Source organism: Halostella salina, from assembly GCF_003675855.1.
Taxonomy (GTDB): Archaea; Halobacteriota; Halobacteria; order Halobacteriales; family Natronoarchaeaceae; genus Halostella; species Halostella salina.
The window spans coordinates 57,683-80,286 of record NZ_RCIH01000007.1; the positions used below are offsets into that span (position 1 = coordinate 57,683).

Annotated in this window: 24 protein-coding genes; 4 read left to right on the forward strand and 20 right to left on the reverse strand. The window is 68.6% G+C overall.

Annotated features, from left to right (window positions below; translation table 11 throughout):
* Nucleotides 1-2 precede the first annotated feature (2 nt).
* From nuoK to D8896_RS14020, 12 genes are all read right to left on the reverse strand, one after another.
* Nucleotides 3-308 carry an NADH-quinone oxidoreductase subunit NuoK gene (gene nuoK / locus D8896_RS13965; RefSeq protein WP_121822727.1) on the reverse strand — a complete coding sequence of 102 codons (306 nt, stop codon included), beginning with the start codon at nucleotides 306-308 and terminating at the stop codon, nucleotides 3-5.
* On the reverse strand, nucleotides 308-679 hold the full coding sequence (locus D8896_RS13970; protein ID WP_121822728.1) for an NADH-quinone oxidoreductase subunit J: 372 nt from the start codon (nucleotides 677-679) through the stop codon (nucleotides 308-310). Before D8896_RS13970 ends, nuoK begins: the two co-directional genes overlap by 1 nt.
* Nucleotides 676-945, reverse strand: a complete 270-nt coding sequence (locus D8896_RS13975; protein ID WP_121822729.1) for an NADH-quinone oxidoreductase subunit J — start codon at nucleotides 943-945, stop codon at nucleotides 676-678. The genes D8896_RS13970 and D8896_RS13975 overlap by 4 nt, the downstream gene beginning before the upstream one ends.
* Before the next feature lie 108 nt (nucleotides 946-1,053).
* The gene (locus D8896_RS13980) at nucleotides 1,054-1,272 is read right to left on the reverse strand and encodes a hypothetical protein (RefSeq protein WP_121822730.1); all 219 of its coding nucleotides are present in this window, start codon (nucleotides 1,270-1,272) and stop codon (nucleotides 1,054-1,056) included.
* Between the two features lie 98 nt (nucleotides 1,273-1,370).
* Complete coding sequence (locus D8896_RS13985) at nucleotides 1,371-1,832, reverse strand: NuoI/complex I 23 kDa subunit family protein (RefSeq protein ID WP_121822731.1); 462 nt, start codon at nucleotides 1,830-1,832, stop codon at nucleotides 1,371-1,373.
* A complete protein-coding gene (locus D8896_RS13990) occupies nucleotides 1,829-2,902 on the reverse strand; it encodes a complex I subunit 1/NuoH family protein (RefSeq protein WP_121822732.1) in 1,074 nt (357 codons plus the stop codon). The genes D8896_RS13985 and D8896_RS13990 overlap by 4 nt, the downstream gene beginning before the upstream one ends.
* Complete coding sequence (locus tag D8896_RS13995; RefSeq protein ID WP_121822733.1) at nucleotides 2,902-4,563, reverse strand: NADH-quinone oxidoreductase subunit D; 1,662 nt, start codon at nucleotides 4,561-4,563, stop codon at nucleotides 2,902-2,904. The genes D8896_RS13990 and D8896_RS13995 overlap by 1 nt, the downstream gene beginning before the upstream one ends.
* The gene (locus D8896_RS14000; RefSeq protein ID WP_121822734.1) at nucleotides 4,560-5,267 is read right to left on the reverse strand and encodes an NADH-quinone oxidoreductase subunit B; all 708 of its coding nucleotides are present in this window, start codon (nucleotides 5,265-5,267) and stop codon (nucleotides 4,560-4,562) included. Before D8896_RS14000 ends, D8896_RS13995 begins: the two co-directional genes overlap by 4 nt.
* The gene (locus tag D8896_RS14005; RefSeq protein ID WP_121822735.1) at nucleotides 5,254-5,667 is read right to left on the reverse strand and encodes an NADH-quinone oxidoreductase subunit A; all 414 of its coding nucleotides are present in this window, start codon (nucleotides 5,665-5,667) and stop codon (nucleotides 5,254-5,256) included. The genes D8896_RS14000 and D8896_RS14005 overlap by 14 nt, the downstream gene beginning before the upstream one ends.
* 149 nt (nucleotides 5,668-5,816) lie before the next feature.
* The gene (locus tag D8896_RS14010; RefSeq protein WP_121822736.1) at nucleotides 5,817-6,458 is read right to left on the reverse strand and encodes an AIR carboxylase family protein; all 642 of its coding nucleotides are present in this window, start codon (nucleotides 6,456-6,458) and stop codon (nucleotides 5,817-5,819) included.
* Nucleotides 6,459-6,469: 11 nt separating this feature from the next.
* Nucleotides 6,470-7,636 carry a 5-(carboxyamino)imidazole ribonucleotide synthase gene (locus tag D8896_RS14015; RefSeq protein WP_121822737.1) on the reverse strand — a complete coding sequence of 389 codons (1,167 nt, stop codon included), beginning with the start codon at nucleotides 7,634-7,636 and terminating at the stop codon, nucleotides 6,470-6,472.
* A gap of 31 nt (nucleotides 7,637-7,667) precedes the next feature.
* Entirely contained in the window at nucleotides 7,668-9,488 is a 1,821-nt protein-coding gene (locus D8896_RS14020; RefSeq protein WP_121822738.1) for a flippase activity-associated protein Agl23, read from the reverse strand.
* Between the two features lie 105 nt (nucleotides 9,489-9,593).
* On the opposite strand from D8896_RS14020, the gene ribH reads away from it, so the two are divergent.
* Together ribH and D8896_RS14030 are read left to right on the forward strand one after the other, a co-directional pair.
* Nucleotides 9,594-9,995, forward strand: coding sequence for a 6,7-dimethyl-8-ribityllumazine synthase (gene ribH / locus D8896_RS14025; protein ID WP_121822739.1), 402 nt, complete (start codon nucleotides 9,594-9,596; stop codon nucleotides 9,993-9,995).
* Entirely contained in the window at nucleotides 9,992-11,143 is a 1,152-nt protein-coding gene (locus tag D8896_RS14030; protein WP_121822740.1) for a pyridoxal phosphate-dependent aminotransferase, read from the forward strand. Before ribH ends, D8896_RS14030 begins: the two co-directional genes overlap by 4 nt.
* Nucleotides 11,144-11,161: 18 nt before the next feature.
* On the opposite strand, the gene D8896_RS14035 is transcribed toward D8896_RS14030, so the two are convergent.
* From D8896_RS14035 to D8896_RS14050, 4 genes are read right to left on the reverse strand one after another with little or no spacing between them, the layout of a single operon-like run.
* Nucleotides 11,162-11,866, reverse strand: a complete 705-nt coding sequence (locus D8896_RS14035; protein ID WP_121822741.1) for a 5-formyltetrahydrofolate cyclo-ligase — start codon at nucleotides 11,864-11,866, stop codon at nucleotides 11,162-11,164.
* Between the two features lie 57 nt (nucleotides 11,867-11,923).
* On the reverse strand, nucleotides 11,924-12,352 hold the full coding sequence (locus D8896_RS14040) for a hypothetical protein (protein WP_121822742.1): 429 nt from the start codon (nucleotides 12,350-12,352) through the stop codon (nucleotides 11,924-11,926).
* A gap of 59 nt (nucleotides 12,353-12,411) precedes the next feature.
* On the reverse strand, nucleotides 12,412-12,852 hold the full coding sequence (locus D8896_RS14045) for an adenylyltransferase/cytidyltransferase family protein (protein WP_121822743.1): 441 nt from the start codon (nucleotides 12,850-12,852) through the stop codon (nucleotides 12,412-12,414).
* Entirely contained in the window at nucleotides 12,849-13,364 is a 516-nt protein-coding gene (locus tag D8896_RS14050) for a Mov34/MPN/PAD-1 family protein (RefSeq protein ID WP_121822744.1), read from the reverse strand. Before D8896_RS14050 ends, D8896_RS14045 begins: the two co-directional genes overlap by 4 nt.
* A gap of 109 nt (nucleotides 13,365-13,473) precedes the next feature.
* Between D8896_RS14050 and D8896_RS14055 the strand changes: the two genes are divergently transcribed.
* The gene (locus D8896_RS14055) at nucleotides 13,474-15,363 is read left to right on the forward strand and encodes a DHH family phosphoesterase (RefSeq protein ID WP_121822745.1); all 1,890 of its coding nucleotides are present in this window, start codon (nucleotides 13,474-13,476) and stop codon (nucleotides 15,361-15,363) included.
* Here the strand turns inward: D8896_RS14055 and D8896_RS14060 are convergent.
* From D8896_RS14060 to D8896_RS14070, 3 genes are all read right to left on the reverse strand, one after another.
* Nucleotides 15,360-16,979, reverse strand: coding sequence for a phospholipase D-like domain-containing protein (locus tag D8896_RS14060; RefSeq protein WP_240452034.1), 1,620 nt, complete (start codon nucleotides 16,977-16,979; stop codon nucleotides 15,360-15,362). The genes D8896_RS14055 and D8896_RS14060 overlap by 4 nt on opposite strands.
* 39 nt (nucleotides 16,980-17,018) lie before the next feature.
* Nucleotides 17,019-18,263 (reverse strand): HEAT repeat domain-containing protein, encoded by a 1,245-nt coding sequence (locus tag D8896_RS14065; protein WP_121822746.1) that lies wholly within the window; start codon nucleotides 18,261-18,263, stop codon nucleotides 17,019-17,021.
* A gap of 101 nt (nucleotides 18,264-18,364) precedes the next feature.
* The gene (locus D8896_RS14070) at nucleotides 18,365-19,078 is read right to left on the reverse strand and encodes a protein sorting system archaetidylserine synthase (RefSeq protein ID WP_121822747.1); all 714 of its coding nucleotides are present in this window, start codon (nucleotides 19,076-19,078) and stop codon (nucleotides 18,365-18,367) included.
* A 93-nt stretch (nucleotides 19,079-19,171) separates the two neighbouring features.
* Here D8896_RS14070 and D8896_RS14075 point away from each other — a divergent pair, with 93 nt between their 5' ends.
* Nucleotides 19,172-19,600 carry a cupredoxin domain-containing protein gene (locus tag D8896_RS14075; protein WP_121822748.1) on the forward strand — a complete coding sequence of 143 codons (429 nt, stop codon included), beginning with the start codon at nucleotides 19,172-19,174 and terminating at the stop codon, nucleotides 19,598-19,600.
* A gap of 31 nt (nucleotides 19,601-19,631) precedes the next feature.
* Here the strand turns inward: D8896_RS14075 and D8896_RS14080 are convergent, their stop codons facing one another.
* Complete coding sequence (locus tag D8896_RS14080; protein ID WP_162991572.1) at nucleotides 19,632-22,580, reverse strand: DUF7289 family protein; 2,949 nt, start codon at nucleotides 22,578-22,580, stop codon at nucleotides 19,632-19,634.
* Nucleotides 22,581-22,604 lie beyond the last annotated feature (24 nt).

Consider the following 22,604-nt stretch of genomic DNA (forward strand, 5'->3'; position numbering starts at 1 on the left):
TGTTACCACCTCATCGTCGTCGCCTTCGTCACGTCCACGTCCCGGAAGTTCCGGTAGAGGACGAGGATGATGCCGATACCGACGGCGACCTCGGCGGCGGCCAGCGCCATCGTAAAGAGGCTGAACACCTGGCCGGTGAGGTTGCCGTGGTAGTGTGAGAACGCGATGAAGTTGATGTTGGCCGCGTTCAGCATGAGCTCGACCGACATCAGGAACATGAGCGCGTTCCGGCGGGTGAGGATGCCGAAGAGACCGATACAGAACACCGCGGCCGACAGGAGCAGATAGTACTCGACCGCAACCGCCATCAGTTCTCACCCCCCTGACGGCCGCCGTCCGCGGCCGTCGGCTCGTCCTCGGCGTCGGAGCGGAGCGGGTTGACCACGTCCCCCTCGTCCTCGCGCTTGGCGAGCATGATCGACCCCTCAAGCGCAGCGTCCAGCGCGACGGCGATCAGGATAAACGAGACCAGAAAGCCCTCGGCCGGGATCGTCTGGAGCGACGCGAGGTCGAACATCGCCAGCCCGATGTTCTCGGTGATGCTCTCGCCGCCGGGGAACCCCGCCGGGTCGCCGAACTCGGCGGTGACGAACGTGTACGCGAGGACGGCAAACAGCGCGACCGCCCCCACCCCCGGCAGGAGGTGCTTCCCCAGCCGTAGCTCCGGCTTCGTGGTCATGTCTCGACCACCTCCTGGGCGTCGGTCTCGCGCGTGAACATCACGGCGAACGTGACGAGGATGAGGACCCCGCCCACGTAGACGAGGACCTGCATCGCTGCGAGGAACTCGGCCTGCAGCATCACGTAGTGCACCGCGACGCTGAGCAGCGCGACGCCGAGCAGTAGTGCGGAGTGCCACACGTCCCGCATCAGCACGACGCCGAGACTGCTCGCCACCGTGATGGCGGCAAACAGCGCGAACGCGATGGTCTCGTAAGGTGCCATTGGTACACTCTCTTTCCGGACGCCCTTTCAAGATTTCGAGACTGTTGCGAGACATCGAGGCAGATCGGTGCGATCCGGGCGGGGTTCAGTCGCCACGCCGGCAAGACGCTACCGTTTGTATAAATAGAGTGATATCAGCAGGAGTACCGTCCCGACGAGCAGCGGCGTGATCGTAAACAGCGGATGATTCGGCGCACACCCGTCACAGCGGGCTCGTTCGATGAGCACCTGCCTGCGGTAGAGCGTATAGACGATTATACTGAGGCCGGTAGCTCCGACAGCACCCGGTGCGATCCGATCGGGGGTTATTCGATCAATATCGACCATGCTTCCAGAATTTACATGGGCGATAAAAAACCCGATCACGAGACGAGGGTCTCTCAGACCCCGAACAACAAAAAACGCAGTCGGTTACCGGGAGCCGACTACTGGTAGTCCAGTTCGCCCTCGCCCTCGCCGATCCACGCACCGCGGTCCGGTTCGCGCGATTCGAGCGGGTCGATGTCCTTGTACCACGGAACGTTCTTCAGCTGTTCCTTGTTGTACACCAGGTCGTCCTTCGTGTCGCCCGTGAACTCGAAGTTCTGGGTCAGCAGGATGGCGTCGACGGGGCAGACCTCCTCGCAGAGCCGGCAGTAGATGCACTGGCCGATGTGGAGGTTGTACTGCTCGCCGTTGCGCTTGTCGTCGGTGACGATCTGGATGGTGTCGTTCGGGCAGACGTTCTCGCACTGCCGACACCAGATGCACCGCTCCTGACTGAACTTGTGGACGCCCCGGAACCGCGGGCTGACTTCGGGCGCGGTCTCGGGGTACTCGACGGTGAACGTGTTGCCGTCGAGCGCGTGTTTCATCGTCGTCGCCATGGATTTGAGCAGTCCGATCATGCTATCACTCCCACGATGATGGCCGTGAGCACCAGGTTAGCGAAGGAGAGCACGAGCATCCCCTTCCAGCCGATCTCGATGAGCTGGTCGATACGAACGCGCGGGATCGCCGAGCGGCACCACTGCGTGAACAGGAACACCGCCCAGATCTTGATGATGAACCAGACGAGTCCCGGCAGGACGGGCCCTGCGGGACCGCCCAGGAACACCGTCGCGATGATCGCACCGCCGAGGAAGATGTGGAGGAACTCGCCGAGGTAGAACAGCACGAAGTACGCGGAGGAGTACTCCGTCTGGTACCCCGCGACGATCTCGGTCGGCGCTTCCGGCGTGTCGAACGGGTTGCGGCCGACCTCCGCGAGGTTCGCCACCACGAACAGCACGAACGCGAAGGGGTTGACGAACGCGAACCACGACGGGATCGTGATCCCGGCGAGCGTCACCAGCGGCTCGGCCTGCTGCTCGACGATGACCGAGGTCTGGAGCGAGCCGGTAAAGATGACGACCGACGCCGCAGTGATGACCAGCGGGATCTCGTAGGCGATGTTCTGCGCGATGGCGCGCAGACCGCCGAGCAGCGAGAACTTGTTCGCCGACGCGTAGCCGCCCATCGCCAGCCCGACGCTTGCGATACCGGCCACGGCGAACACGTACGCGAGGCCGACCTCGGGGTCGGCCAGCTGGACGCCGCTGCCCATCGGGATCACCGCGAAGCCGAGCAGCGCCGACGACGCGACGACGATGGGCGCGAGGTCCCACGCCGGGCGGTCGACGTTCTCGGGGACGATCAGTTCCTTCGACAGCAGGCGGACCGCGTCGGCCACGATGATGAGCAGGCCGAACGGCCCGTGTCGGTTCACCGCGATGCGGTCCGTGAACGCGGCGGTGATCTTCCGCTTTGCCCACGGCCCGGCGACGCCGGTCATCGCCAGCATCAGGTTGCCGACGAGGAAGGCGGCCAGGAACGCCGCGAGCAGGTCGCCCGCGACGCCGAACTGGCCGAGGCCCAGCAGGTCGCTGACGCGCTGGGGGAGCAGCGGGCCGTCGCCCACCTGTGCGACCGCGTACATCAGCGGTCCACCTCCCCGAGGATGATGTCGAGGCTACCCAGCGAGGCGATCATGTCGGCGACGTACTCGCCGTTTGCCAGCTCCGGCAGCGTCGAGAGGTTGTGGAAGCAGGGGCTGCGGATCTTGAAGCGGCCGGGCTTGTCCGTCCCGTCGCTGCGGATGTAGATGCCGAGTTCGCCCTTCGCGCCCTCAACGGCGCGGTAGATCTCCGTGTCGGGGTCCGGCTTGAGCGTCCGCGGGACGTTGCTCTGGATCTCGCGGTCGTCCTCCGGCCAGTCCTCCAGCAGGTCGACGCACTGCTCGATGATCTTCGCGGACTCCTCGACCTCCTGCAGGCGGACGAGCACGCGCGAGTAGTTGTCGCAGCCGTCCTCGGTGACGACGTCCCAGTCGAGTTCGTCGTAGTAACCGTACGGGTCGTCCCGCCGCAGGTCGTAGTCGATGCCCGATCCGCGGGCGACCGGACCGGTCGCGCCGTACTGCTTTGCGGTCTCGGGGTCGAGGATCCCCGTGTCGAGACAGCGCGACTGGAAGATCTCGTTGCCCGTCAGGAGGTCGTGGTACTCCTCCAGCGCGGTCGGCAGGTCGTCGAGGAAGTCCCGGGTCTTCTCGAAGAACTCGTCGCGCGGCTCCGGGAGGTCCCAGGCGACGCCGCCCAGCCGGAAGTAGTTGAACATCATGCGCTGGCCGGTCAGGTCCTCCAGGATCGTCTGGGTCTTCTCCCGGTCGCGCATGGCGTACATGAAGATGGCGGTGAAGTCGCCGTACACGTCGAGCGCGAACGTGCCGACCGCGAGCATGTGGGCCGCGATGCGGCATAGCTCCGCGCCCATCGTCCGGATGACCTGCGCGTACTCCGGGACGTCCAGGTCCGCGAGGTCCTCGGCGGTGCGCGCGTACGCCCACTCGTTCAGCAGCCCCGCCGAGGCGTAGTCCCAGCGGTCCGGGTACGGCATGATCTGGTGGCGGTAGGTGCCCTGCTGGGCCATCTGCTCCTCGCAGCGGTGGAGGTAGCCGATGTCCGGCTTCACGTCGGCGACGGTCTCGCCGTCGAGCGTCGCCTCCAGGTGGAGGACGCCGTGGGTCGCCGGGTGGTGCGGGCCGATGTTGACGAACATCGTGTCGGACTCGGCATCCTTGTGGTCCTCCTCCAGCGGGTTGGCGTGCTCCTCGAAGGGGACGATCTGGGGCTTGTCCTGGTCGTAGTCCCGACCCAGCGGGTGCCCCTGCCACGTTTCGGGCAGGAGGATCCGGCGCAGGTCGGGGTGGTCCTGATAGTCGATCCCCACGAGGTCGTACGCCTCGCGCTCGTGCCAGTCGGCGGTCCGGAACACCGGTTCGGCGGACTCGCTGACCGGGTCGTCGCGCGGCGTCGGCACGACGACGCTGACCTCCTCGGTCGGGTCGTCGTACTTCCGCAGGTGGTAGATCGACTCGTAGCGGTCCTCGTACTCCTGTGCCGTGAGGCAGGCGAGATGGTCGAAGCCGGCCTCGTCCCGGAGCGTCGACAGCGCGTCCTGCACCTCGTCGGGCCGGACGACGAACCCCTCGGCGTTGCGGTGGGACTCGCGGTCGATCGCCGTCTCCCCGAGCAGGTCTGCGAGCGCGTCGTAGTCGACGCCCTCGGTGACCGGCGCGGGGGGCTCTTCCTGCTTGCTCATGGTGAATCAGCCCAGTTGTAGCGCATGACGAGGGTTTCCTCGTCTATCTCCTGTGCCAGTTCGTCGACGATCTCGTCGCGTTCGAGGTCGGCGAACTGCTCCAGTTCGTAGGGCTTGACCGTCACCGGCGCGGACTCGCCGTTGGCGACGCGCTCCTGCAGCTTCGCGACGCCGTAGACGAGCGCCTCGGGGCGGGGCGGACAGCCCGGGACGTGGATGTCGACCGGGATGACTTCCTCGGCCCCCTTCACGACGTTGTACCCCTCCTGGAACGGGCCGCCGGAGATGGTACACGACCCCATGCCGACGACGAACTTCGGCTCGGGCATCTGGTCGTAGACGCGCTTCATCCGCGGCGAGAACTTCGAGACGATGGTCCCCGGGACGATCATCACGTCGGCCTGGCGCGGAGAGGCACGGGGGACGCCCGCGCCGAAGCGGTCCAGGTCGTGCTTGACCGCGTAGGTGTGCATCATCTCGATGCTGCAGCAGGCGATCCCGAACTGCAGCATGAACATCGACGACCCCCGCACCCAGTTCATGAACTTGTCGAACTTGGTGAGGATGAAGGGGGAGGCACCGAACGCCTCGCGGAGCTTCGAGTTGAAGCGGTCGTCGACGCCCTCGCCCATGCGGGCCTCTCGCGTCTTGGTCTGTGGGGCTGTACTGTCGACGATCGACTCCCGCGGGTTATCGCTGCTCATTGGTTACCCTCCGTGTTTGCTCAGGGCTTTGCGCCCATTCGACTGCGCCGTTGCGCCACGCCCACGCGAGTGCGACGACGAGAACACCGACGAACACGAGCATCGGAGCCAGCACCTGCATCAGGCTCGCCCCGTTCTCCAGTGCCGAGCGGTACATGACCGTCCACGGGAAGATGAGGACGGTCTCGATATCGAAGACGAGAAACAGCAGGGCGACCATGTAGTACTGGATGTTGAACCGGATCTTGGTCCCCCCCGTCGGGATCTCGCCGCTCTCGTAGGTGGCGCGTTTGCTGTCTTCCGGGACGCTCGGCCGGAGGAGACTCGAAACGCCCATCATTCCGAGCGGAATGAGGAGTCCCACCAGACCCAGCGCGCCGACTGCTATCCACTGGTTCATTCTCCGTAACGTGCGCAGGTTAGAAACGCACCCATATAAGGGTTGATTCTTGCCGTTTTGCCGGGATTCGATTCCACGGCGATTCGTGTCGGGCCGATCCGGGTACTGTGCGGTTCGCCGGCCCCCAGAGGTCGTGAGTCGCAGGCCGATCAGCCGTCCCGGTCGCGGAACCCGGGCGTCCCGAGTTCGTGGAGGTCCCGGGAGACCTCCCCGACCTCCTGCTGGAGGCCGTCGTGGTACGCGACGAGGCGGTCGCGGAGCACCTCGTGCTCGCGCGCGAGGATCTGGACCGCCGACAGCGCCGCGTTGAACGACTTGCCCGCGTCGACGGCGACCAGCGGCGCGCCGGTCGGCATCCCGATGACGCTGTCGACGGACTTCTCCTGAACCGGGACGCCGATGGTCGGGACCGGGTAGGCGATGGAGGCGGTCATGTTCGGGAGGTCGGCGGACTTCCCGCCCGCCCCGGCGATGATCACGTCGACGCCGCGGTCGGCGGCCGTCTCCGCGTAGGCGTACATCAGTTCCGGCGTCCGGTGGGCCGAGACGACGTACGTCTCGAACGTGAACCGAACGTCCGGCGGGTCGTCGTAGTCGGTCAGTTCCTGGAAGCCGAGTTCGCGGAGCGCGTCGTACGCGCCGGGGTCGTCGTCGGTCCCCATCATCACGTCGAGGTCCGAGTCGCTCCCCATGATTATCCCCACGTCGGGCGTCTCGGCGGGGTCGCGGTCCCGCTCGGCCTCGGCTTCGAGCGATGCGATCAGGTCGGAGACGGAGTCTGCCTGTGTCATTGGTGATGGACTCACTCGAAGGTCAGTTCGTCGCGCGTCGCACGGGCCCGTTCGAGCGCCTCGGCCGGGTCGTCGCCGTCGCCGACAGCCGTCACGTGGCCCATTTTCCGGAGCGGGTACACCTCGCGCTTGCCGTACCAGTGGAAGCCGACGCCGGGCGTCGAGAGCGCGTCGTCGACGCCGCGGAGTTCGGCCCGCTGGCGCTCGGCCACGTCGCCGAGCACGTTCGCCATCGCCGTCGGCGCGCGCAGGTCGGTCGCGCCGAGCGGCCGGCCCGTGACCGCCCGGGCGTGCTGTTCGAACTGCGAGGTGAGCGCGCCCTCGATCGTCCAGTGGCCGGAGTTGTGCGGGCGCGGCGCGATCTCGTTGACCGAGATGTCGCCGTCCTCGGTCTCGAACAGCTCGATCCCGTAGGTCCCACGCCCGTCGAGCAGTTCCAGCACGTCGCGGGCGACCGACTGCGCGCGCTCGCGGACGGCGTCGCTCGTCCGCGCCGGGACGACGGTTTCCCGGAGGATCTCGTCCTCGTGGACGTTCTCTCCGACGGGGAAGGTCGCGACCTCGTCGTCGCCCTTGACGCCGATGACGGACACCTCGCGCTCGAAGTCGACGAACGACTCGACCATCGCACCCCCGTCGTCCGCGCCCACCGCGGCGAGTACGTCCTCGGCGTCGTCCGGGTCGTCGATCGGCGCGTTGCCGCGGCCGTCGTAGCCGCCGGTCCGTGCCTTCACCATCGCGGGCGTCCCGAGGTCGTCGAGCGCGGCCCGCAGGTCGTCGGCGTCGTCGGCTGCGCGGAACGGCGGCACGGGGATCCCGGCGTCCGCGAGCGTCCGCTTCTGGACGAGTTTGTCCTGAATCGTCCGCAGCGTCCCCGGGTCGGGGTGGACCGGCACGCCGGCCGCCTCGCTCGCGGCGGCGAGCAGGTCGGGGTCGGCCAGTTCGATCTCGAAGGTGAGGTAGTCGGCCCGCTCGGCCAGTTCGTGGACTGCGGCCTCGTCGTCGAACTCGGCGACGATCTGGTCGCGGGCGACCGGCGATGCGGGACAGTCGGGCGTCGGGTCGAGGACGACCAGCTCGACGCCGAGCGGCGCGGCGGCCTCGCCGAGCATCCGGCCGAGCTGGCCGCCGCCGACCACCCCGAGCGTCGGTCCGGGCGTCGACAGCGGCGAAGTCATGTGGGCGGGGGTTCCGCGCGTCGTCGTTTAACTACGTCGATTCGTTCAGCGCCGCGCGGTCGACGAAGACCACGACCTCGGTCCCGGGGGCCGTGAGTTCGTACGTCCGGGCGTCGTATCCCTCGGCGTATTCGGCGACGGTCGCGGAGTTGTTCGCCCGCGTGACCACGACCGGCGGCGACTCGTCGGCCATCGCGGTTTCGAGCGCGTCCGCCTCCGCCACGCTGGTCGACTCGGCGTCCGCGGCCTCGAAGTACCACGGCAGGGGCAGCCGGTGGTACCAGTTGGCGTTGTTCTCCACCAGCACCCCATTCTCGTCGGTAGCGTTCTCGACCGGGAGGCTGGCGGTCCGGCTCTCGTTATCGACGTGGAAGAAGTCGCCGTAGTACAGCACGTCGACGCCGTCGTTTCCGCCGGCGACCGCGTCGATATCCGCCAGCGTCCCGCGCATCTCGCCGGCCGGCTGGCCGTACTGCACCATCGGGTTGTCCGCGGACTGCGGGGCGGCGTGAGCGTAGTGGACGCCGGAGCCGACCATCGCCACCACGACGGCGACGAGGACGAGCGCGGACAGCCCTGTCCGGACCGCGTCGTCGGCGGCGATCGCGGCCGACCCCTTCCGGTACACCAGCGCGAGGCCGACCGCCGCGGGGAGCGCGAGCGGGACGACGAAGTGGACGAGCGTCCAGGCGGCCTTCGTCGCGCTGACGATGGGGTAGAAGACGATGCTCATGCCGGCCCAGTACGCGCCGAGTCCGACCAGGGCACGGGGGCCGTTCTCGGCGTACCGGTCGGCGAGGAAGCCGACCACCGCGAGCACCGTCACGGGGGCGGCCGCGACCGCAAGCGTCCGTACGTAGTACAGCAGCCACGAGATGTACGGATGGCTCAACTGGACGCCGCTGGTCCAGAAGCCGACCCGGTCCCAGGTGCCGGAAAGCGCCGTGTCGACGACGGCGGGCAGCAGCGCCGGGTTCGCCAGCGCGTCGCCGAGATTCGTCGCGGCGGCGTCACCCCGCGGCGCGTAGAACAGCACGAGCACGAGGACCACCTGCACGAACGCCAGCGCGACCGGCCCGCTCCAGTACCGCAGGTCGTCGGCGCGGGCCTCGACCGCCGCCCGGATGCGGGTGACCGGGTCGGTTGATCCGGCGGCCTCGCTCGGGGCGTCGGTCGCGTCCGCCGGCTCGCCGGCGTCGGCCGGTTCGCCCCCGTCGGTGGCGGCCGATCCGGTCGGCTCCGTGGCTCGCAGGATCCGGTGGTCGACCACGAGCAGCCCCGCCCCGGCCCAGGCGAGCAGGTACAGCAGGGCGTTCTCCTTCGTCGTCAGCCCGAGGCCGAGCGCGAGCGCGCCGGCGTAGAGGGACCACGGCGATCCCCGGTCGTACGCCCGGACGAAAAAGCCGAGGGCGAACAGCATGAACCCGGCGACCAGCACGTCGTTGCGCATGAACCGCGAGTAGTAGACGAGGACCGGGTTCAGCGCGAGAAACAGCCCGAGCGCGACCGTCTCGTCGTCGTCGAGCCGCGACCGAAAGAGCAGGGCGGCGAGCGGGAGCAGGCCGCCGACCAGCGCGACGACGAGCCGCGCGGCGAAGTCGGTCGGGCCGAGGGGGCCGAAGAGGAACTCGTTGACGTGAAAGAGGAACGGGCCGTGCAGCGCGGGGTCGTACGTCCACGCGCCCGTGTCGGCGTAGCTGAGGACGGCGTAGCCGAGTCGTCCCTCGTCCCAGTGGGCGATCCGCGAGCCCAGGCCGACGAGGCGGACGAGCAGCGCGAGGGCGGCCAGTCCGACGACCGCACCCACGGTCCGGTCGCGGAGCGCGTCGCGGGCGGAGGATCCGTCTGCCATCGGTTCCCTCACGGTGGCCCCGGGTTGAAATTCTTTATCTTCCGGCCGGCGTCAGCCTCGCCCCGAACGGCAGTCCTTTAGTCGGTGCTCCCGGAACCGGTTGGTATGGTAACGCTCGGACTGGTGGTCGCGGAGTTCAACGCTCCCGTCACCGAGGAGATGGAGCGGTCGGCGCGCGAGGCGGCCGACGCGGCCGACGCCGAGGTCGTGGAGACGCTCCGCGTCCCCGGCGCGTACGACACGCCGCTGGCCGCCGACCGGCTGGCTCGCCGGGACGAGGTTGACGCCGTGGCGGTGGTCGGCGCGATCATCACCGGCGACACCGACCACGACCAGAAGATCGCCGACGCGGCGTACGGGCGGCTCACCGACGTGAGCCTCGACCGCGACACGCCCGTCGCCCTCGGTGTCTCCGGTCCCGGCATGAGCGCCGACGAGGCCCGAGCGCGTACCGACAACGGCGCGAAGGCGGTCGAGAGCGCCGTCCAACTCGCCGAGGAACTATGAGCATGGACTTCGCCAGCAGAGTACAACGAGTCGAACCGAGCGCGACGCTCGCCATCAGCGACAAGGCCTCCGCGCTGGAGGCCGACGGCGTCGACGTGGTGGACCTGAGCGTCGGCGAACCGGACTTCCCGACGCCCGAGAACATCGTCGAGGCCGGAAAGGACGCGATGGACGCGGGCCACACGGGCTACACGCCCTCGAAGGGCATCCCCGAGCTTCGCGAGGCGATCGCCGACTACCTGCGGGACGACTGCGGCCTGCACTACGACGCGGACAACGTCATCGTCACGCCCGGCGGCAAGCAGGCGCTGTTCGAGACGTTCCAGTCGCTGATCGACGATGGGGACGAGGTCGTCCTGCTCGACCCGGCGTGGGTGTCCTACGAGGCGATGGTGAAGCTCTCGGACGGGTCGGTCTCCCGCGTCGACACCGCCGCCCACGACTTCCAGCTCGAACCCGCGCTCGACGACCTCGCCGAGACGGTGTCGGACGACACCGAACTGCTCGTCGTCAACTCGCCGGGCAACCCCCACGGTGCAGTGTACTCCGACGCTGCGTTAGAGGGCGTCCGCGACCTGGCCGTCGAACACGACATCACGGTCATCTCCGACGAGATATACCGCGAGATCACGTACGGTGCGGAGCCGACCAGCCTCGGCACCTTCGACGGGATGGCCGAGCGCACGGTCACGATAAACGGCTTCTCGAAGGCCTACTCGATGACCGGCTGGCGGCTCGGCTACGTCGCCGCGCCCGAGGCGCTGATCGACCAGGCCGGCAAGCTCCACTCCCACTCGGTCTCGTGTGCGACCAACTTCGTCCAGCACGCCGGCGTCGAGGCGATCGAAAACACCGACGAGGCCGTCGCGGAGATGGCCGAGGCGTTCGAGGAGCGCCGGGACATGCTGGTCGACCTGTTCGCCGACCACGGCGTCGACGTGGCCACGCCCGACGGCGCGTTCTACATGATGCTGCCCGTGGACGACGACGACACCGCGTGGTGTGAGGGTGCCATCGAGGACGCCCACGTCGCCACGGTGCCGGGCAGCGCCTTCGGCACGCCGGGCTACGCCCGCATCTCCTACGCGAACAGCAAGGAGCGACTCCGCGAGGCCGTCGACCGCCTGGCGGCGGAAGGGTATCTGTAAGGCTTCGACGCCGCCGGCTCAGGGCCGTTTTTCCTGCAGTATCGGTATCTCGGCTATCTTCTCGTCGTCCAGCGCCGCCCAGTCCACGCCGTCCGGTTTTTCGTATCCGGTCCCCGTCGCTATCGTCCGCTCGGGCGTCACGACGTGGTCCATCGGCACGTCGTGGGCGTCCCGCGGGAGCCCCTCGTCGGCGACCTGTAACTCGTGGACCGTCGTGACGACGGTCGTGTCGTCGTCGACCAGCCCCACCTCGCGCAGGAGCGCGAACTCCAGGTCGCTGTACCCCTCGCCCTTGCCGATCCGCGCGCCGCGATCGTCGACGACAACGCTGCCGGAGACGATCAGGTCGACTGCAGCCATCTCCTCGGGCAGGACCTGCACGCCGAGTTCGTCGGCCCCCGAGATGGTTGTCGCCTCGTCGTAGTCGTCGATCCGGTCCGGGTCGAGTTCGAGGAACGGCCGCTCGTCGGCCAGCCGCGGGACCGCGACGTAGACGGTCTTCCCGGCGTCCAGCGCGCGGCGGCGGACCGGGCGCTGCGGCGAGTCGGGATTCGCCTTGATCGCGTCGGCATCCCGCCACGCCGCCAGTTCGGTCAGGCGGTCGGCTGCTTCCTTCGCGCCCGCGAAGTTCGGGATCCGGCCGTGTGGCGGGAACGGGAACCGCGCCTCGCCGCTGTCCTCCAGGTCGTCCCAGACGCGCTCGCGAAGCTCCTGCTTGTCCATGCGCGTCACCTGTCGGGCCGGCCTAATAGAACGCGCCGGTCGGCCGGCCGCCACGAGTCAGCCGCTCCGGCACTCCGCCTCGAACGCGGGGTCGCCGTTCTCCACCGTCGCCTCCACGAGGAAGTCGCCACACTCCAGGGGGTCCCACGTGCGGCCGCGCTGTCCGGCCGGGGTGTTGACCGTGACCTCGTGTTGCTCGTCGGTCGGGCGGAGCGTCGCGACCATCTCGTACCGGTCCGACTCCGGCGGGAGGACGCCCGAGAAGCTGTTCGTCGTGCGCCCGCCCTGCCGGACGACGACCTCGTACTCGCGCTCGGCGTCGTCGCGGTTCCTGATGCCGACGGTCACCGTCGCCTCGTCCGGCGTCTCTGCCCCGTCGTCGTCCGTCCCCGAGAGACACCCCGCCGTGGCTCCGGCGAGACCGACGCCGGTCAGCGCGAGGAGCCGTCGCCGTCCCACCGTCGTTCCGTCCCCATGTTCAGTCACGTGGCAGGCGTCTCCGCGAGCCGACAAAACAGTTCGCACGGTTGCCCCGTCGCGCGGCGCTACCCGCGCTCCTCGACGACCCTCTCGTAGATGTCGCCCGTCGACAGCAGTTCGCCCTCGAACCGCGGCTCGCGGGCGGAGGCCCGGCGGAGCTCGCAGTCGATCCCGCGTCGGGCGAGTTCGTCGGCGATGGCGTCCTCGTCGTGGTGCTGGTCGTGGCCCAGCACGATGTAGTCGGGCGCGATCTCCTCGATGGGGACGAAGATGTCCTCGCGGTGGCCGAGGCGGGCGCGGTCGACCACCTCCAGGGCGTCGACCATGTCCCGCCGCTGCCGGTCGGGAAGGACGGGCGGCTCCTTGTGCGTGACGTTCCCCCGGCGGGCGACGATGACGTGGAGTTCGTCGCCCAGTTCGGCCGCCTCCCGCAGGTAGTGGACGTGGCCGGGGTGGAGCACGTCGAACGTGCCCTGTGCGATCACGGTGGTCGTGTGCGCGCTCATCGTCTCAGGTCGTCGTCGCGGCGCAGTTCGTCGTCGATGTCCATCTGTGTGAAATCGAAGAAGTCCTCGGCGTCCGGCACCGCGACGTCCAGCACGTCGAGGTCCCGGGGGTCGCCGTTGCGGTCGAAGGCGCGCCAGTCGGTCCGGCCGTACGGCGCGCCGATGATGATGTGTACGTCGCCCGACCCGAACGTCGCCAGGTCCGCGTCGCTCGGCCGGAGCGCGCCGTTCGGGTGCGAGTGGACCGATCCGAGCGACTTCATGTCGTTCGGTTTCATGCTCGTCTTCACGGTCGCGCTGACCGGGTTCGACTCGGTGCCGGGGATAACGACCACGTCGGTGATGACGGTCCCGTCGCGGTCGAGACCGAGGTCGCGGGCGTCGGTCCCCCGGAGAAAGCCCATGTACTCGTTCGGGTGCGCGTCCTCCGAGGCCTCCAGCGCGAACTCGAGCGTCTCGGACGCGATGCCGAGCAGTTCGCTCGACCGGAACAGCGACCCGAACAGGCCCATGTCCGCCACTCGGGGACTCCGGATGCTAAACGTTCCGGATGCGGGGCGGCGCACGGCGTCGTGTGTCTTGACAAGGGTTAAACCCGGCCGTTCCGAACGTTGTCGCAAGATGACTACCGACGACGCCGGCGATTCCGCCGGCACCACTGTCTACGATCTCGCGCCGGGCTGTACGATCGCGGATGTCGAGGAGGGCAACCGATACCTCGCCACCGTCAACGGGGTCGTCGACTACGGCGTCTTCGTCGACCTCTCGGACCACGTCTCGGGGCTCGTCCACGAGTCGAACCTCTCGGGCACGTTCGCAGTCGGCGACGAACTCGTCGTCGAACTCGAACAGGTCCGCGAGAACGGCGACGTCGCGTTCGACGCCGTCACCCTCGACGAGTACGAGGTCGAGTCCGTCGACCACGAGTACGACGTGGCCGACGCCGGGTCGCTGGAGGAGCGCGTCGGCGAGACGGTGACGCTGGAGGGCGAGGTCGTCCAGGTCAAACAGACCGGCGGCCCGACGATCTTCCACGTGCGCGACGAGACCGGGACCGTCCCCTGTGCGGCGTTCGAGGAGGCGGGCGTCCGCGCCCACCCCGAGATCGACGTCGACGACCTCGTCCGCGTCGGCGGCGACGTGGAGCGCCGCGAGGACGCGATTCAGGTCGAGGTCGACGAACTCGACGAACTCGATGGCGACGCTGCCGCCGACGTTCGCGACCGCCTCGACGCCGCGATGGCCGAACGCGCCGAACCGCACGACGTCGACCCGCTCGTCGACTGGCCGGCCTTCGAGAAGCTCCACCCGAACCTCCGCGAGGTCGCGCAGCTGCTCCGCGAAACCGTGCTGGAGAGCCGCCCCATCCGCGTCCGCCACCACGCCGATGGCGACGGGATGTGTGCCTCCGTCCCGGTCCAGTACGCCCTGGAGCAGTTCATCGCGGAGACTCACGAGGACCCCGAGGCCCCGCGCCACCTCCTCAAGCGCCTGCCGAGCAAGGCTCCCTTCTACGAGATGGAGGACGCCACCCGCGACCTCAACTTCGCGCTGGAGGACCGCGCCCGCCACGGGCAGAAGCTCCCCCTGCTCCTGATGCTGGACAACGGTAGCACCGCCGAGGACGTGCCCGCCTACGAGAACCTCGCGCACTACGACATCCCCATCGCCGTCGTCGACCACCACCATCCCGACCCCGACGCCGTCGAGGACCTGCTCGACGCCCACGTCAACCCGTACCTCCACGACGAGGACTACCGCATCACGACAGGGATGATGTGCGTCGAGCTCGCGCGGATGATCTACCCGGACATCGAGGACGAACTCAACCACGTCCCCGCCGTCGCCGGCCTCTCGGACCGCTCGAAGGCCGACGCGATGGACGACTACCTCGAACTCGCCGCCGAGGAGGGGTACGACGAGGACACCCTGCGCGACATCAGCGAGGCGCTGGACTACGAGGCCCACTGGCTCCGCTACGACGACGGCCGCCACCTCATCAACGACGTGCTGAACGTCGACTGCGACGACGAGGACCGCCACCGCGAGCTGGTCGACTTCCTCGCCGACCGCGCCCGCGAGGACGTGGCCGACCAGCTAGACGCCGCCATGTCCCACGTCAAGCACGAGGAGCTGGACAACGGCGCGCACCTCTACCGGGTCGACGTGGAGAACCACGCTCACCGCTTCACCTACCCCGCGCCCGGCAAGACGACCGGCGAGATCCACGACCGCAAGGTCGAGGAGACGGGCGACCCCGTCATCACCATCGGCTACGGCCCCGACTTCGCGGTCCTGCGCTCGGACGGCGTCCGCCTCGACATCCCGACGATGGTCTCCGAACTCGACGAGGGGATCGTCGGCGGCGGCGTCAGCGGCGGCGGCCACCTCGTCGTCGGCTCGATCAAGTTCGTCCAGGGCCGTCGCGAGGAGGTGCTGGATTCGCTCGTCGAGAAGATGGCCGCCGCGGACATCGACGAGGAGCTGTCGAGCACGCTCCAGCGCGACTAGCCGAACTCGACTTTTCGCCGCGCGTACAGCGATGCCCCCAGCGTCGCCGCCGCGACCCCGCCGGCAACGCCGACCGGGAGCCGCCACGCGCCGCCCCGCCAGTCCGCCCGGAACAGCCGGGCGTAGTACCCTCCGACCTCGTCGCCGACGAGGACGACGGCGACCTCCCGGTTCGCCCGCAGCGAGTTGTTGTTCCAGTTGATGCTCCCGAGGACCACCCGCCGCTGGTCGATCACGACGCCCTTGGCGTGGATCTTCCCGTAGCGCGAGCGTGGCTCGGCGATCCGGGCCGCCAGATCCAGTCCCTCACGGTCGGCCAGGTCGTTCAGCCGACGGACCGTAGCCCGATTCTCCTCGCGGGCGTACCACGCGCTGGAAAGCAGGATCCGGACGCGGACGCCACGACGCGCGGCCGCGACCGTGGCCCGAACCGGCGGCGTGTCCAGCCCGCCGAGCGACGCCTGCTGGACAAGTACCGACTCCTCGGCCGCCGCGATCTCGCCGGTGATCCCCGACTCGGCGTTGTCCGGCGCAGTCAGCAGGCGCACGCGGTCCACCGTCAGGTTCCGCGGCGCGAATCGCTCCGGATACGACGAGCGGTCGGCCTCGCCTGCCACTGGGTCGACGGTGTCGCGGTAGTCGGTCCACGGACGCGCGTCCCGCGCTCGCCAGTCCGACCGGAACACGGTCGCCAGTTCGGCTGCGAACTCGCCGTCCCGGACCACCGCACCCCAGCCACGGCTCGAACCGCCGCCCGTACCCGCGGGCTTCCAGTTCTCCGTCAGCACCAGCGCGCGGTCGTCGACGACCGCGTACTTCGCGTGGTAAAACCGGTAGCGAGCGTAGTCCCCGCCGACCGCCCGCACGGTGACATCGCTCTCGGCGAGGCGGTCGAGCGCACGAACCTGCCGCGCGGACGTGCCGCCGACCGGCGCGCCGTCGACGAGGACGCGGACCTCCACGCCGCGGTCGGCGGCACGCCGGAGCGTCCGAACGACGCGGTCCGAGGTGAGCGTGTAGCCCGCCAGCAGGATCCGGTCGTCGGCGTTCGTCAGCGCGCGGCGCGGAACGCGCGGCGAGTCGGGGAGGGCGAACGCCTCGACGGCCGTCCCACCGACGCCGACGGGGGCGTGGTCGGTCGCGCCGAACGGGACCCACTCCCCGTCGATCCGTCGCTCTCCCTCGGGCGCGTCGCGGTACGCCGCGCTGTCGACGGTGGTGTTCCCGCGACGGAGTTCGACCGTCTCGCCGCCGTTGGCGAGGGTGAGACCGTCCGGGAGCGGCAGGACCGGTGTGTCGGTGACGTTCCGCGCCGTTGCTGGGGCGGCGCTGAATGCGACCCGGCCCGAGACGGTCCGGTTCGGGAGCCGGACGGTCGCGTCGTCGTCCGCGATCGACCAGCCGGACAGGTCCGTCTCGGTGGGGAACTCGACCGCAACGTACTCGCCGCGGTCGCCGTCCGGCACGGGGTTCGGGTAGACGGCGGCGATCCGGGGATCGGCCGCCGGAGAGTGGTCGGGGTTCGGGGCGGCGGACGACGCCGCCACGCCAGCGACGCCGCTGGCCGGGGTGAGTAACGCGACCACACAGGCGACGGCCAGCGCGTGCCGGAACACAGCGGGGCTGGCCGCCCCCTCCGATTTAAACCTGCAGGATCAGACCGCCTTCTCCGCCTCGGACTGCACGCGGTACGCACGGTCGTCGGCGTAGTCGGCGACGACCTCAAGCGCGCGCTCGGTGCCGATCTGGTTGAGCGCCCACGCGGCGCTGGCCCGGACGGTGTCGGAGTCGTCGTTCTCCAGGGCGTCCGCCAGCGGTTCGACCGCGCGGGTGTCGCCGAGCAGCCCCAGCGCACGGGCGGCGTGGCTCCGGATGGTCTCGTTGTCGGATGCGAGGTTGTCCGCGATGGGCTGGGTGGCCTCCTCGCTGCCGATTTCGCCGAGCGCCTTCATCGTCACCGTCTGCAGCCCGGGGTTGCCCTCGTCGTCGACGTAGTCGACGAGCGTGTCGACCGGCTCCTCGCTGCCGATCTTGCCGAGGATCTCGATGGCGTCCTGGTCGCGCTTGCCGGCGCGCTGGAGCATCGGGTCGACGGCCTCCTCGGGTGCCATGCGCTTGAGGGCGTCGAGCGCGTGCTCCTCCATGAAGTCCGAGTCGAACGTCTCCAGCGCGAGCAACACCATGTCGGCGCGGCCGCGCTTCATCCAGACCTTCATCGCACCCCACTCCGGCGGGTAGTCCTTCCGGTGGTCGAGCACGTCGTAGTAGCCCTGGGCCTGGAGCTGTTCGCGCACGGAGAGGTCGTCCCACGTCTCCGCGGCCTCCAGGTCGTCGGCCAGTTCGCCGGTCGCGTCGAGCAGGTCGGCGATGGTCTCCGCGTCGTCGTCGGCGTCGAGGTCGGCCGCCTCGACGGCCGTCGCGGTCTCCGCCAGCGCGTCGGTCAGCCCCTCGATCGACTCGTCGTCGACGCTCAGCGACTCGTCGAGCGTCTCGCCGACCGTGTCGACGAACGACTCGACCGCCTCGGCGACCGCCGCTTCGCCGTCCTCGGTCCACTCGGTGTCGGCGACGGTGGATTCGGCGTCCTCTATCTCCGCGACGACGTCCTCGGCGTAGGGGCCGCGGGCTTCCTCGAGATGGGATTCGAGGTCCTCCTTTTCGTCCGCGATTTCCTCTGCCGGCGGCTCCTCGTCCTCGTCGTCCGGCTCCGGCAGGTCGGCCGCCTCGAGGTCGGCCTCCAGCTCCTCGATCTCGGCCTCGACCTCGTCCAGGTCGTCCTCGGTCTCGGCCTCGTCGAGTCGCTCCTCGATCGCGTCGAGGCGCTCGCGGAGCGATTCGACGGTGACCGCCTCGGTCAGTTCCGTCTCCTCGGACGTCTCGTCGTCACCGTCCTCGCTCATCCTTCCACCTCCTGACGGGCGTTCCGGCCGAATTCGCGGCGCGGGGCGACCGCCGACGGCGCACTCCGGTTCATATACCGGGAACTGCGTTCCTACGCCCCCTAAGCGTTTCCGTTCGCGGCCGGGTCGTCGTCCCGCCAGTAGAACCACGGGCTGAGCGTCAGGTACGCGAGGCCGAGCGTGAGCAGCGCGTACGGAAACGCCATACCGGCGACGTTCGGGAGGAGAACCGCGAGCGAGTGGACCACGCCCATCAGCAGCGCGTCACGGGCGAGGAGATCCGGGTACCGAACGGTCGACACCATCAGGTAGACGAACACTGCGGTCCCTGCGAGCAACACCTGCGGTGCGGTGATGCCAGCGAGCACCGTCGATGCGAGGATCGTCGCCGCAAGCGTGCTCGGTGCCCCTTCGGTGTGTTTCGCCGCGGTGTCGTACGCCGTGTACATCCCGAGCCGCGTCACCGCCATGGCGACGAACAGCGCCGGCAGGCCGACAGTGAGTGCGGTCCGCGCGGTCGGGTCGCCGAGCGACAGCCCCCACGACTCGCGGACGACGGCGACGACCACGACGGCCGGCGCGACCGCGAAGGATGCCACGTCCGCGAGCGAGTCCAGATACTCGCCGGCGGCGGAGCTCCCGGCCCACCGCGCGACGACGCCGTCTAACCCGTCCGCGACGGCGGCGAGCAGGACGAGCCGCGCCGCGAGATCCGGGTTCCCCCCGGCGACGACGACGGCGACGAACCCGACCATCGCGTTCGTCACGGTCACCGCGTCGGCGAGGGAGAGTCGCCCGACGAACCGGGGTTGCATATGCTCGGGGTTGCAGGGGCCGTCCTTACGTTTTTATGTTCTCCCCGCCGCCGAACCGGCGAGCCTTTGTCCCCGCCGTCCCGAGTCGGGACTATGAAGCGCCGCACGTACCTCGCTACCCTGAGCGCCGGAGGCGCTGCCGGCCTCTCGGGCTGTCTCGCGAGCCTCGGCTCCGCCGGCGAGTCCTGTGACGGGAACTGTGATATCGGGATGACCGCGATGGACTTCGACCCACAGGAGTACGAGGTGAGCGTCGGCGACACCGTCGTCTGGAAGAACACGAGTTCGAAGGGCCACACCGTCACCGCCTACGAGAACCAGATCCCCGACGACGCCGACTACTTCGCCTCCGGCGGGTTCGACTCCGAGTCCGCCGCCCGCGACGGCTGGCGGAGCAGCGAGGGGCTGCTCACGTCCGGCGACACGTACGAGCACACCTTCGAGGTCGCCGGCGAGTACGGCTACGTCTGCCTGCCCCACGAGAACAGCAGTATGGTCGGGACGATCGTCGTCACCGAGTAGCCGCCCGCCCGGGAGTCAGCATGTCGCCCCGCTACTCCTCGTCGCCGACCTCGACCTGCGTCGGCGTGATGTCGATCACGTAGCGGTTGGTCCCGTCGGTCGACTCGTCCTCGTCGGGGTCGCCGTAGCCGCCGCGGTCGCCCGCGTCGGCGTCGTACAGGAACACCGCGTAGTCGGTATGGTCCCCGTTGCCGTCGAGTTCGACGACCACGACCGCCTGGCTGTCGTCCAGGGTGAACTCGTCGCCGCTGTAGAGGTCCTCGTCGCTGGTGTCGAGCACCGCCTCGATGCCTGGCTGCCACCACGCCGTGTCGAGCGTCGGCAGGTCGTCCCCGTCGGTGTAGATCTCGTGGTCGTTCGTCGCGTTGGTGGTGCTGTCGATCCGGCCGTCGGCCGTCCCCGTACAACTGGTGTGGTCGTACGTCTCGCCGTCGTGCGTGGCGTTCAGATTGTCCGCCGGCGTCCCGCTCGCGGTCGAGTTCGTACAGTCGACCGATGTCGCGTTGAACGACAGGAGCGAGCCGGGGGTGACCCCGCTGATGTCGAACGCCACCGGGTCACTGGTCGTCGGGTCGTTTATCGCCGACGCGGTGTCGTTCGGGTCGACCCTGCTGTTGCCGGCACTCAGATTAAGCGGGTAGCTGCTGCCGCCGATCTTGACCGATGCTTCGACTGCCTTGTGCTCGACCTGCCGGACGCGGTTTCTGGTGACGTTCCCGGCGATCGCTTCGAACTGCTCCTCCAGTTCGCTGTCGTCGTCGACGTAGTAGTACTCCCCGCCGGTCTCGTCGGCGACATCGGTGAGCAGGTCCTCGTCCGCGCCCGATCCGAGACCGATGGTGTAGACGGTGACGTTGTTTTCGGCGGCCTCCTCGGCTGCCCGACGGGTCCGTTTGTTTAGGTTGCCAGGCCCGTCGTTTCGCCCATCGCTCAACAGGACGGCGACGCGTTCGTTCCCTGCGTCGTCGTCGAACTGGTCGACCGCTTCGTAGAGACCCGACCCCATATCCGTGCCGCCGTCCGCCGCGCCTGTCGCGCTGTCGTTCACGTCGTCGAGGTCGTCTGTGAGTCCGCTCAGCAGTTTCGAGTCCGAATTGAACTCGACCACGCCGGCTCTGTCGCCAGCGGAGGCGTTGAGCGCGCCGACGAAGCTTCTGGTGGCGTCGACTCGCCTGTTGTCGGGGTCGCTCCCGGAACAAGACAGCTCGACATCGATAGCGGCTATGTCACCGATTATTGGATGGGAGATTACACTACCAGGAGTGTAGTAGTTCGTACCGCCCCACGTCTCGATTCGGACCAGTTTGCCCCTCGGAACCACGTACTCGGTGCTGTCAGCATGTGCCCAGTCGAAGCTATCGGCCGAGACCTCCTGCCAGCTCCCCTCCACGTTCTCGATGCTACAGGACCCACGCATCGACCCTGACCTGTCCAGCACGAACATCACGTCGAGGGGCTGTCGCTCCGCGACGCTCTCGTTGACGATCCGCTCCTCCGCGACCTGCGTCCCGACGAGTTCCAGCGTCGCCGACGAGCTGTTCACGCGGAGCGCGTTCGCGTCCTCGTCCTCGGAGACGACGCCGCAGCCGTATCGGCCGTCGCCTTCCGTGTCGGGACAGCGGTCGGCGTGGTCCGGGACGCCGTCGTCGTCGCTGTCGGTGCCGTTCCCCGGGATGCCGTCGTTCACGTCGCCGATGCTCAGCGTGCCTGTTCGGCGTGAGTCATCGTCGCCGTTCAGCGTCGCAGTAACGTTGTACTGGCCGGGGGAGCCGGGGTTCGTGACCTTCCCGTCCTTGCCGTTGCGGGTCTGACTCCCGTATTCCACTGTGACCGTGTCGTTGGAGTAGAGCTCGACGGATTCGTCGAACTGGAACTCGATCGTGCCGTCGTCCGTGTCCACCTCGTAGCTCTCCAGATGCTTCTTCAGGTCCACCACGTCGCCGTCCGCACGGTGGACCTTCGTCTGGTCCGGGTTGGTATGGCCCCTGGCCCCCGATCCCTTGCCGGCGAGCCGCGAGAGGTCGGTCTCGTCGTCATTGTAGGTGATATTGACCGACTCCAGCGTGTCCCCTTCGGCATCCTCACTGACGTCGAACCGCAGTTTGTGGCTGGTTTCGGCCCCCGCCGTGTCGTTGACGGCGATGAGCAGGTCGTCGGACGCGAGCCGCGGTGTACTGCCGTTCACCTGTCGACCGAGGGGGATGTCGCTGGCGACCACGGTCCGGTTGTCGTAGACGGTGACGCTCCCGGCGTCGCCCATCCGGTCCCGCAGGTAGCGTCCCCACGCGTCGTAGTAGGTGCTGTTCCGGACGACGATCGTGAGGCTCCGGATCTGCCGGAGGTCCCCCTCGTCGTCGTCCCTGCAGAACATCTCGTCGGTGATCTGCTTCCGACGCTCCTGTGAGCGCGTCTGGTTCACCGAGGCGGTCGTCTCGCCGTCGGTGTCGACGCTGCCGGTGAGATTGGCGACGTCGAAGTCGAACGTCCGGTACTCCACCCCGTTTATCTCCTCGGTCCGGTACGAGAGCGCGGGCGGGGAGACTATCGTCGTGCTCTCGCCGTCCTCGCTCATCCGCCAGACGCCGCCGGCCTGGTACGCGACGTGCTGGCCGTCGCCGTCGTCGTGGCGGAGCGAACTGAGTGTGAGATCCGTCGTACAGGCCCGCGTCGTCCCGGCCTTGGTCTGTCCACGGATCGTGAACGACATCGACCCGTCCGTTCGGATCGAGCCGTCGTCGCTCCCGCCGACCGATAACCGGGTCGACCCCTCGCCCCTGGCCGCCAGCGAGGAGAGGTCGGACCGGACCTCCTGCATCGACATCTCGGCCGAGCGCATCTCGCTCTGTCTCTCGGTTGCGTCGAGTGCCATACCTCCGACGAGGAACACGAGCGTCGCACCGGTCAGGACCATGCCGAACAGCAGGATTATCCCCACCGTGTTCGACACCCCCCGGTTATCGGATCCTGAATCTGCCAGCATGTCGAGTTCTTACAAGTCAGTCAA

What these genes read in the sequence shown, in the direction of transcription:
- nuoK (WP_121822727.1), bottom strand. Translation starts at nt 308, where the DNA reads ATGGCGGTTGCGGTCGAGTACTATCTGCTCCTGTCGGCCGCGGTGTTC.
- D8896_RS13970 (WP_121822728.1), bottom strand. Translation starts at nt 679, where the DNA reads ATGACCACGAAGCCGGAGCTACGGCTGGGGAAGCACCTCCTGCCGGGG.
- D8896_RS13975 (WP_121822729.1), bottom strand. Translation starts at nt 945, where the DNA reads ATGGCACCTTACGAGACCATCGCGTTCGCGCTGTTTGCCGCCATCACG.
- D8896_RS13980 (WP_121822730.1), bottom strand. Translation starts at nt 1,272, where the DNA reads ATGGTCGATATTGATCGAATAACCCCCGATCGGATCGCACCGGGTGCT.
- D8896_RS13985 (WP_121822731.1), bottom strand. Translation starts at nt 1,832, where the DNA reads ATGATCGGACTGCTCAAATCCATGGCGACGACGATGAAACACGCGCTC.
- D8896_RS13990 (WP_121822732.1), bottom strand. Translation starts at nt 2,902, where the DNA reads ATGTACGCGGTCGCACAGGTGGGCGACGGCCCGCTGCTCCCCCAGCGC.
- D8896_RS13995 (WP_121822733.1), bottom strand. Translation starts at nt 4,563, where the DNA reads ATGAGCAAGCAGGAAGAGCCCCCCGCGCCGGTCACCGAGGGCGTCGAC.
- D8896_RS14000 (WP_121822734.1), bottom strand. Translation starts at nt 5,267, where the DNA reads ATGAGCAGCGATAACCCGCGGGAGTCGATCGTCGACAGTACAGCCCCA.
- D8896_RS14005 (WP_121822735.1), bottom strand. Translation starts at nt 5,667, where the DNA reads ATGAACCAGTGGATAGCAGTCGGCGCGCTGGGTCTGGTGGGACTCCTC.
- D8896_RS14010 (WP_121822736.1), bottom strand. Translation starts at nt 6,458, where the DNA reads ATGACACAGGCAGACTCCGTCTCCGACCTGATCGCATCGCTCGAAGCC.
- D8896_RS14015 (WP_121822737.1), bottom strand. Translation starts at nt 7,636, where the DNA reads ATGACTTCGCCGCTGTCGACGCCCGGACCGACGCTCGGGGTGGTCGGC.
- D8896_RS14020 (WP_121822738.1), bottom strand. Translation starts at nt 9,488, where the DNA reads ATGGCAGACGGATCCTCCGCCCGCGACGCGCTCCGCGACCGGACCGTG.
- ribH (WP_121822739.1), top strand. Translation starts at nt 9,594, where the DNA reads ATGGTAACGCTCGGACTGGTGGTCGCGGAGTTCAACGCTCCCGTCACC.
- D8896_RS14030 (WP_121822740.1), top strand. Translation starts at nt 9,992, where the DNA reads ATGAGCATGGACTTCGCCAGCAGAGTACAACGAGTCGAACCGAGCGCG.
- D8896_RS14035 (WP_121822741.1), bottom strand. Translation starts at nt 11,866, where the DNA reads ATGGACAAGCAGGAGCTTCGCGAGCGCGTCTGGGACGACCTGGAGGAC.
- D8896_RS14045 (WP_121822743.1), bottom strand. Translation starts at nt 12,852, where the DNA reads ATGAGCGCGCACACGACCACCGTGATCGCACAGGGCACGTTCGACGTG.
- D8896_RS14050 (WP_121822744.1), bottom strand. Translation starts at nt 13,364, where the DNA reads ATGGGCCTGTTCGGGTCGCTGTTCCGGTCGAGCGAACTGCTCGGCATC.
- D8896_RS14055 (WP_121822745.1), top strand. Translation starts at nt 13,474, where the DNA reads ATGACTACCGACGACGCCGGCGATTCCGCCGGCACCACTGTCTACGAT.
- D8896_RS14065 (WP_121822746.1), bottom strand. Translation starts at nt 18,263, where the DNA reads ATGAGCGAGGACGGTGACGACGAGACGTCCGAGGAGACGGAACTGACC.
- D8896_RS14070 (WP_121822747.1), bottom strand. Translation starts at nt 19,078, where the DNA reads ATGCAACCCCGGTTCGTCGGGCGACTCTCCCTCGCCGACGCGGTGACC.
- D8896_RS14075 (WP_121822748.1), top strand. Translation starts at nt 19,172, where the DNA reads ATGAAGCGCCGCACGTACCTCGCTACCCTGAGCGCCGGAGGCGCTGCC.
- D8896_RS14080 (WP_162991572.1), bottom strand. Translation starts at nt 22,580, where the DNA reads ATGCTGGCAGATTCAGGATCCGATAACCGGGGGGTGTCGAACACGGTG.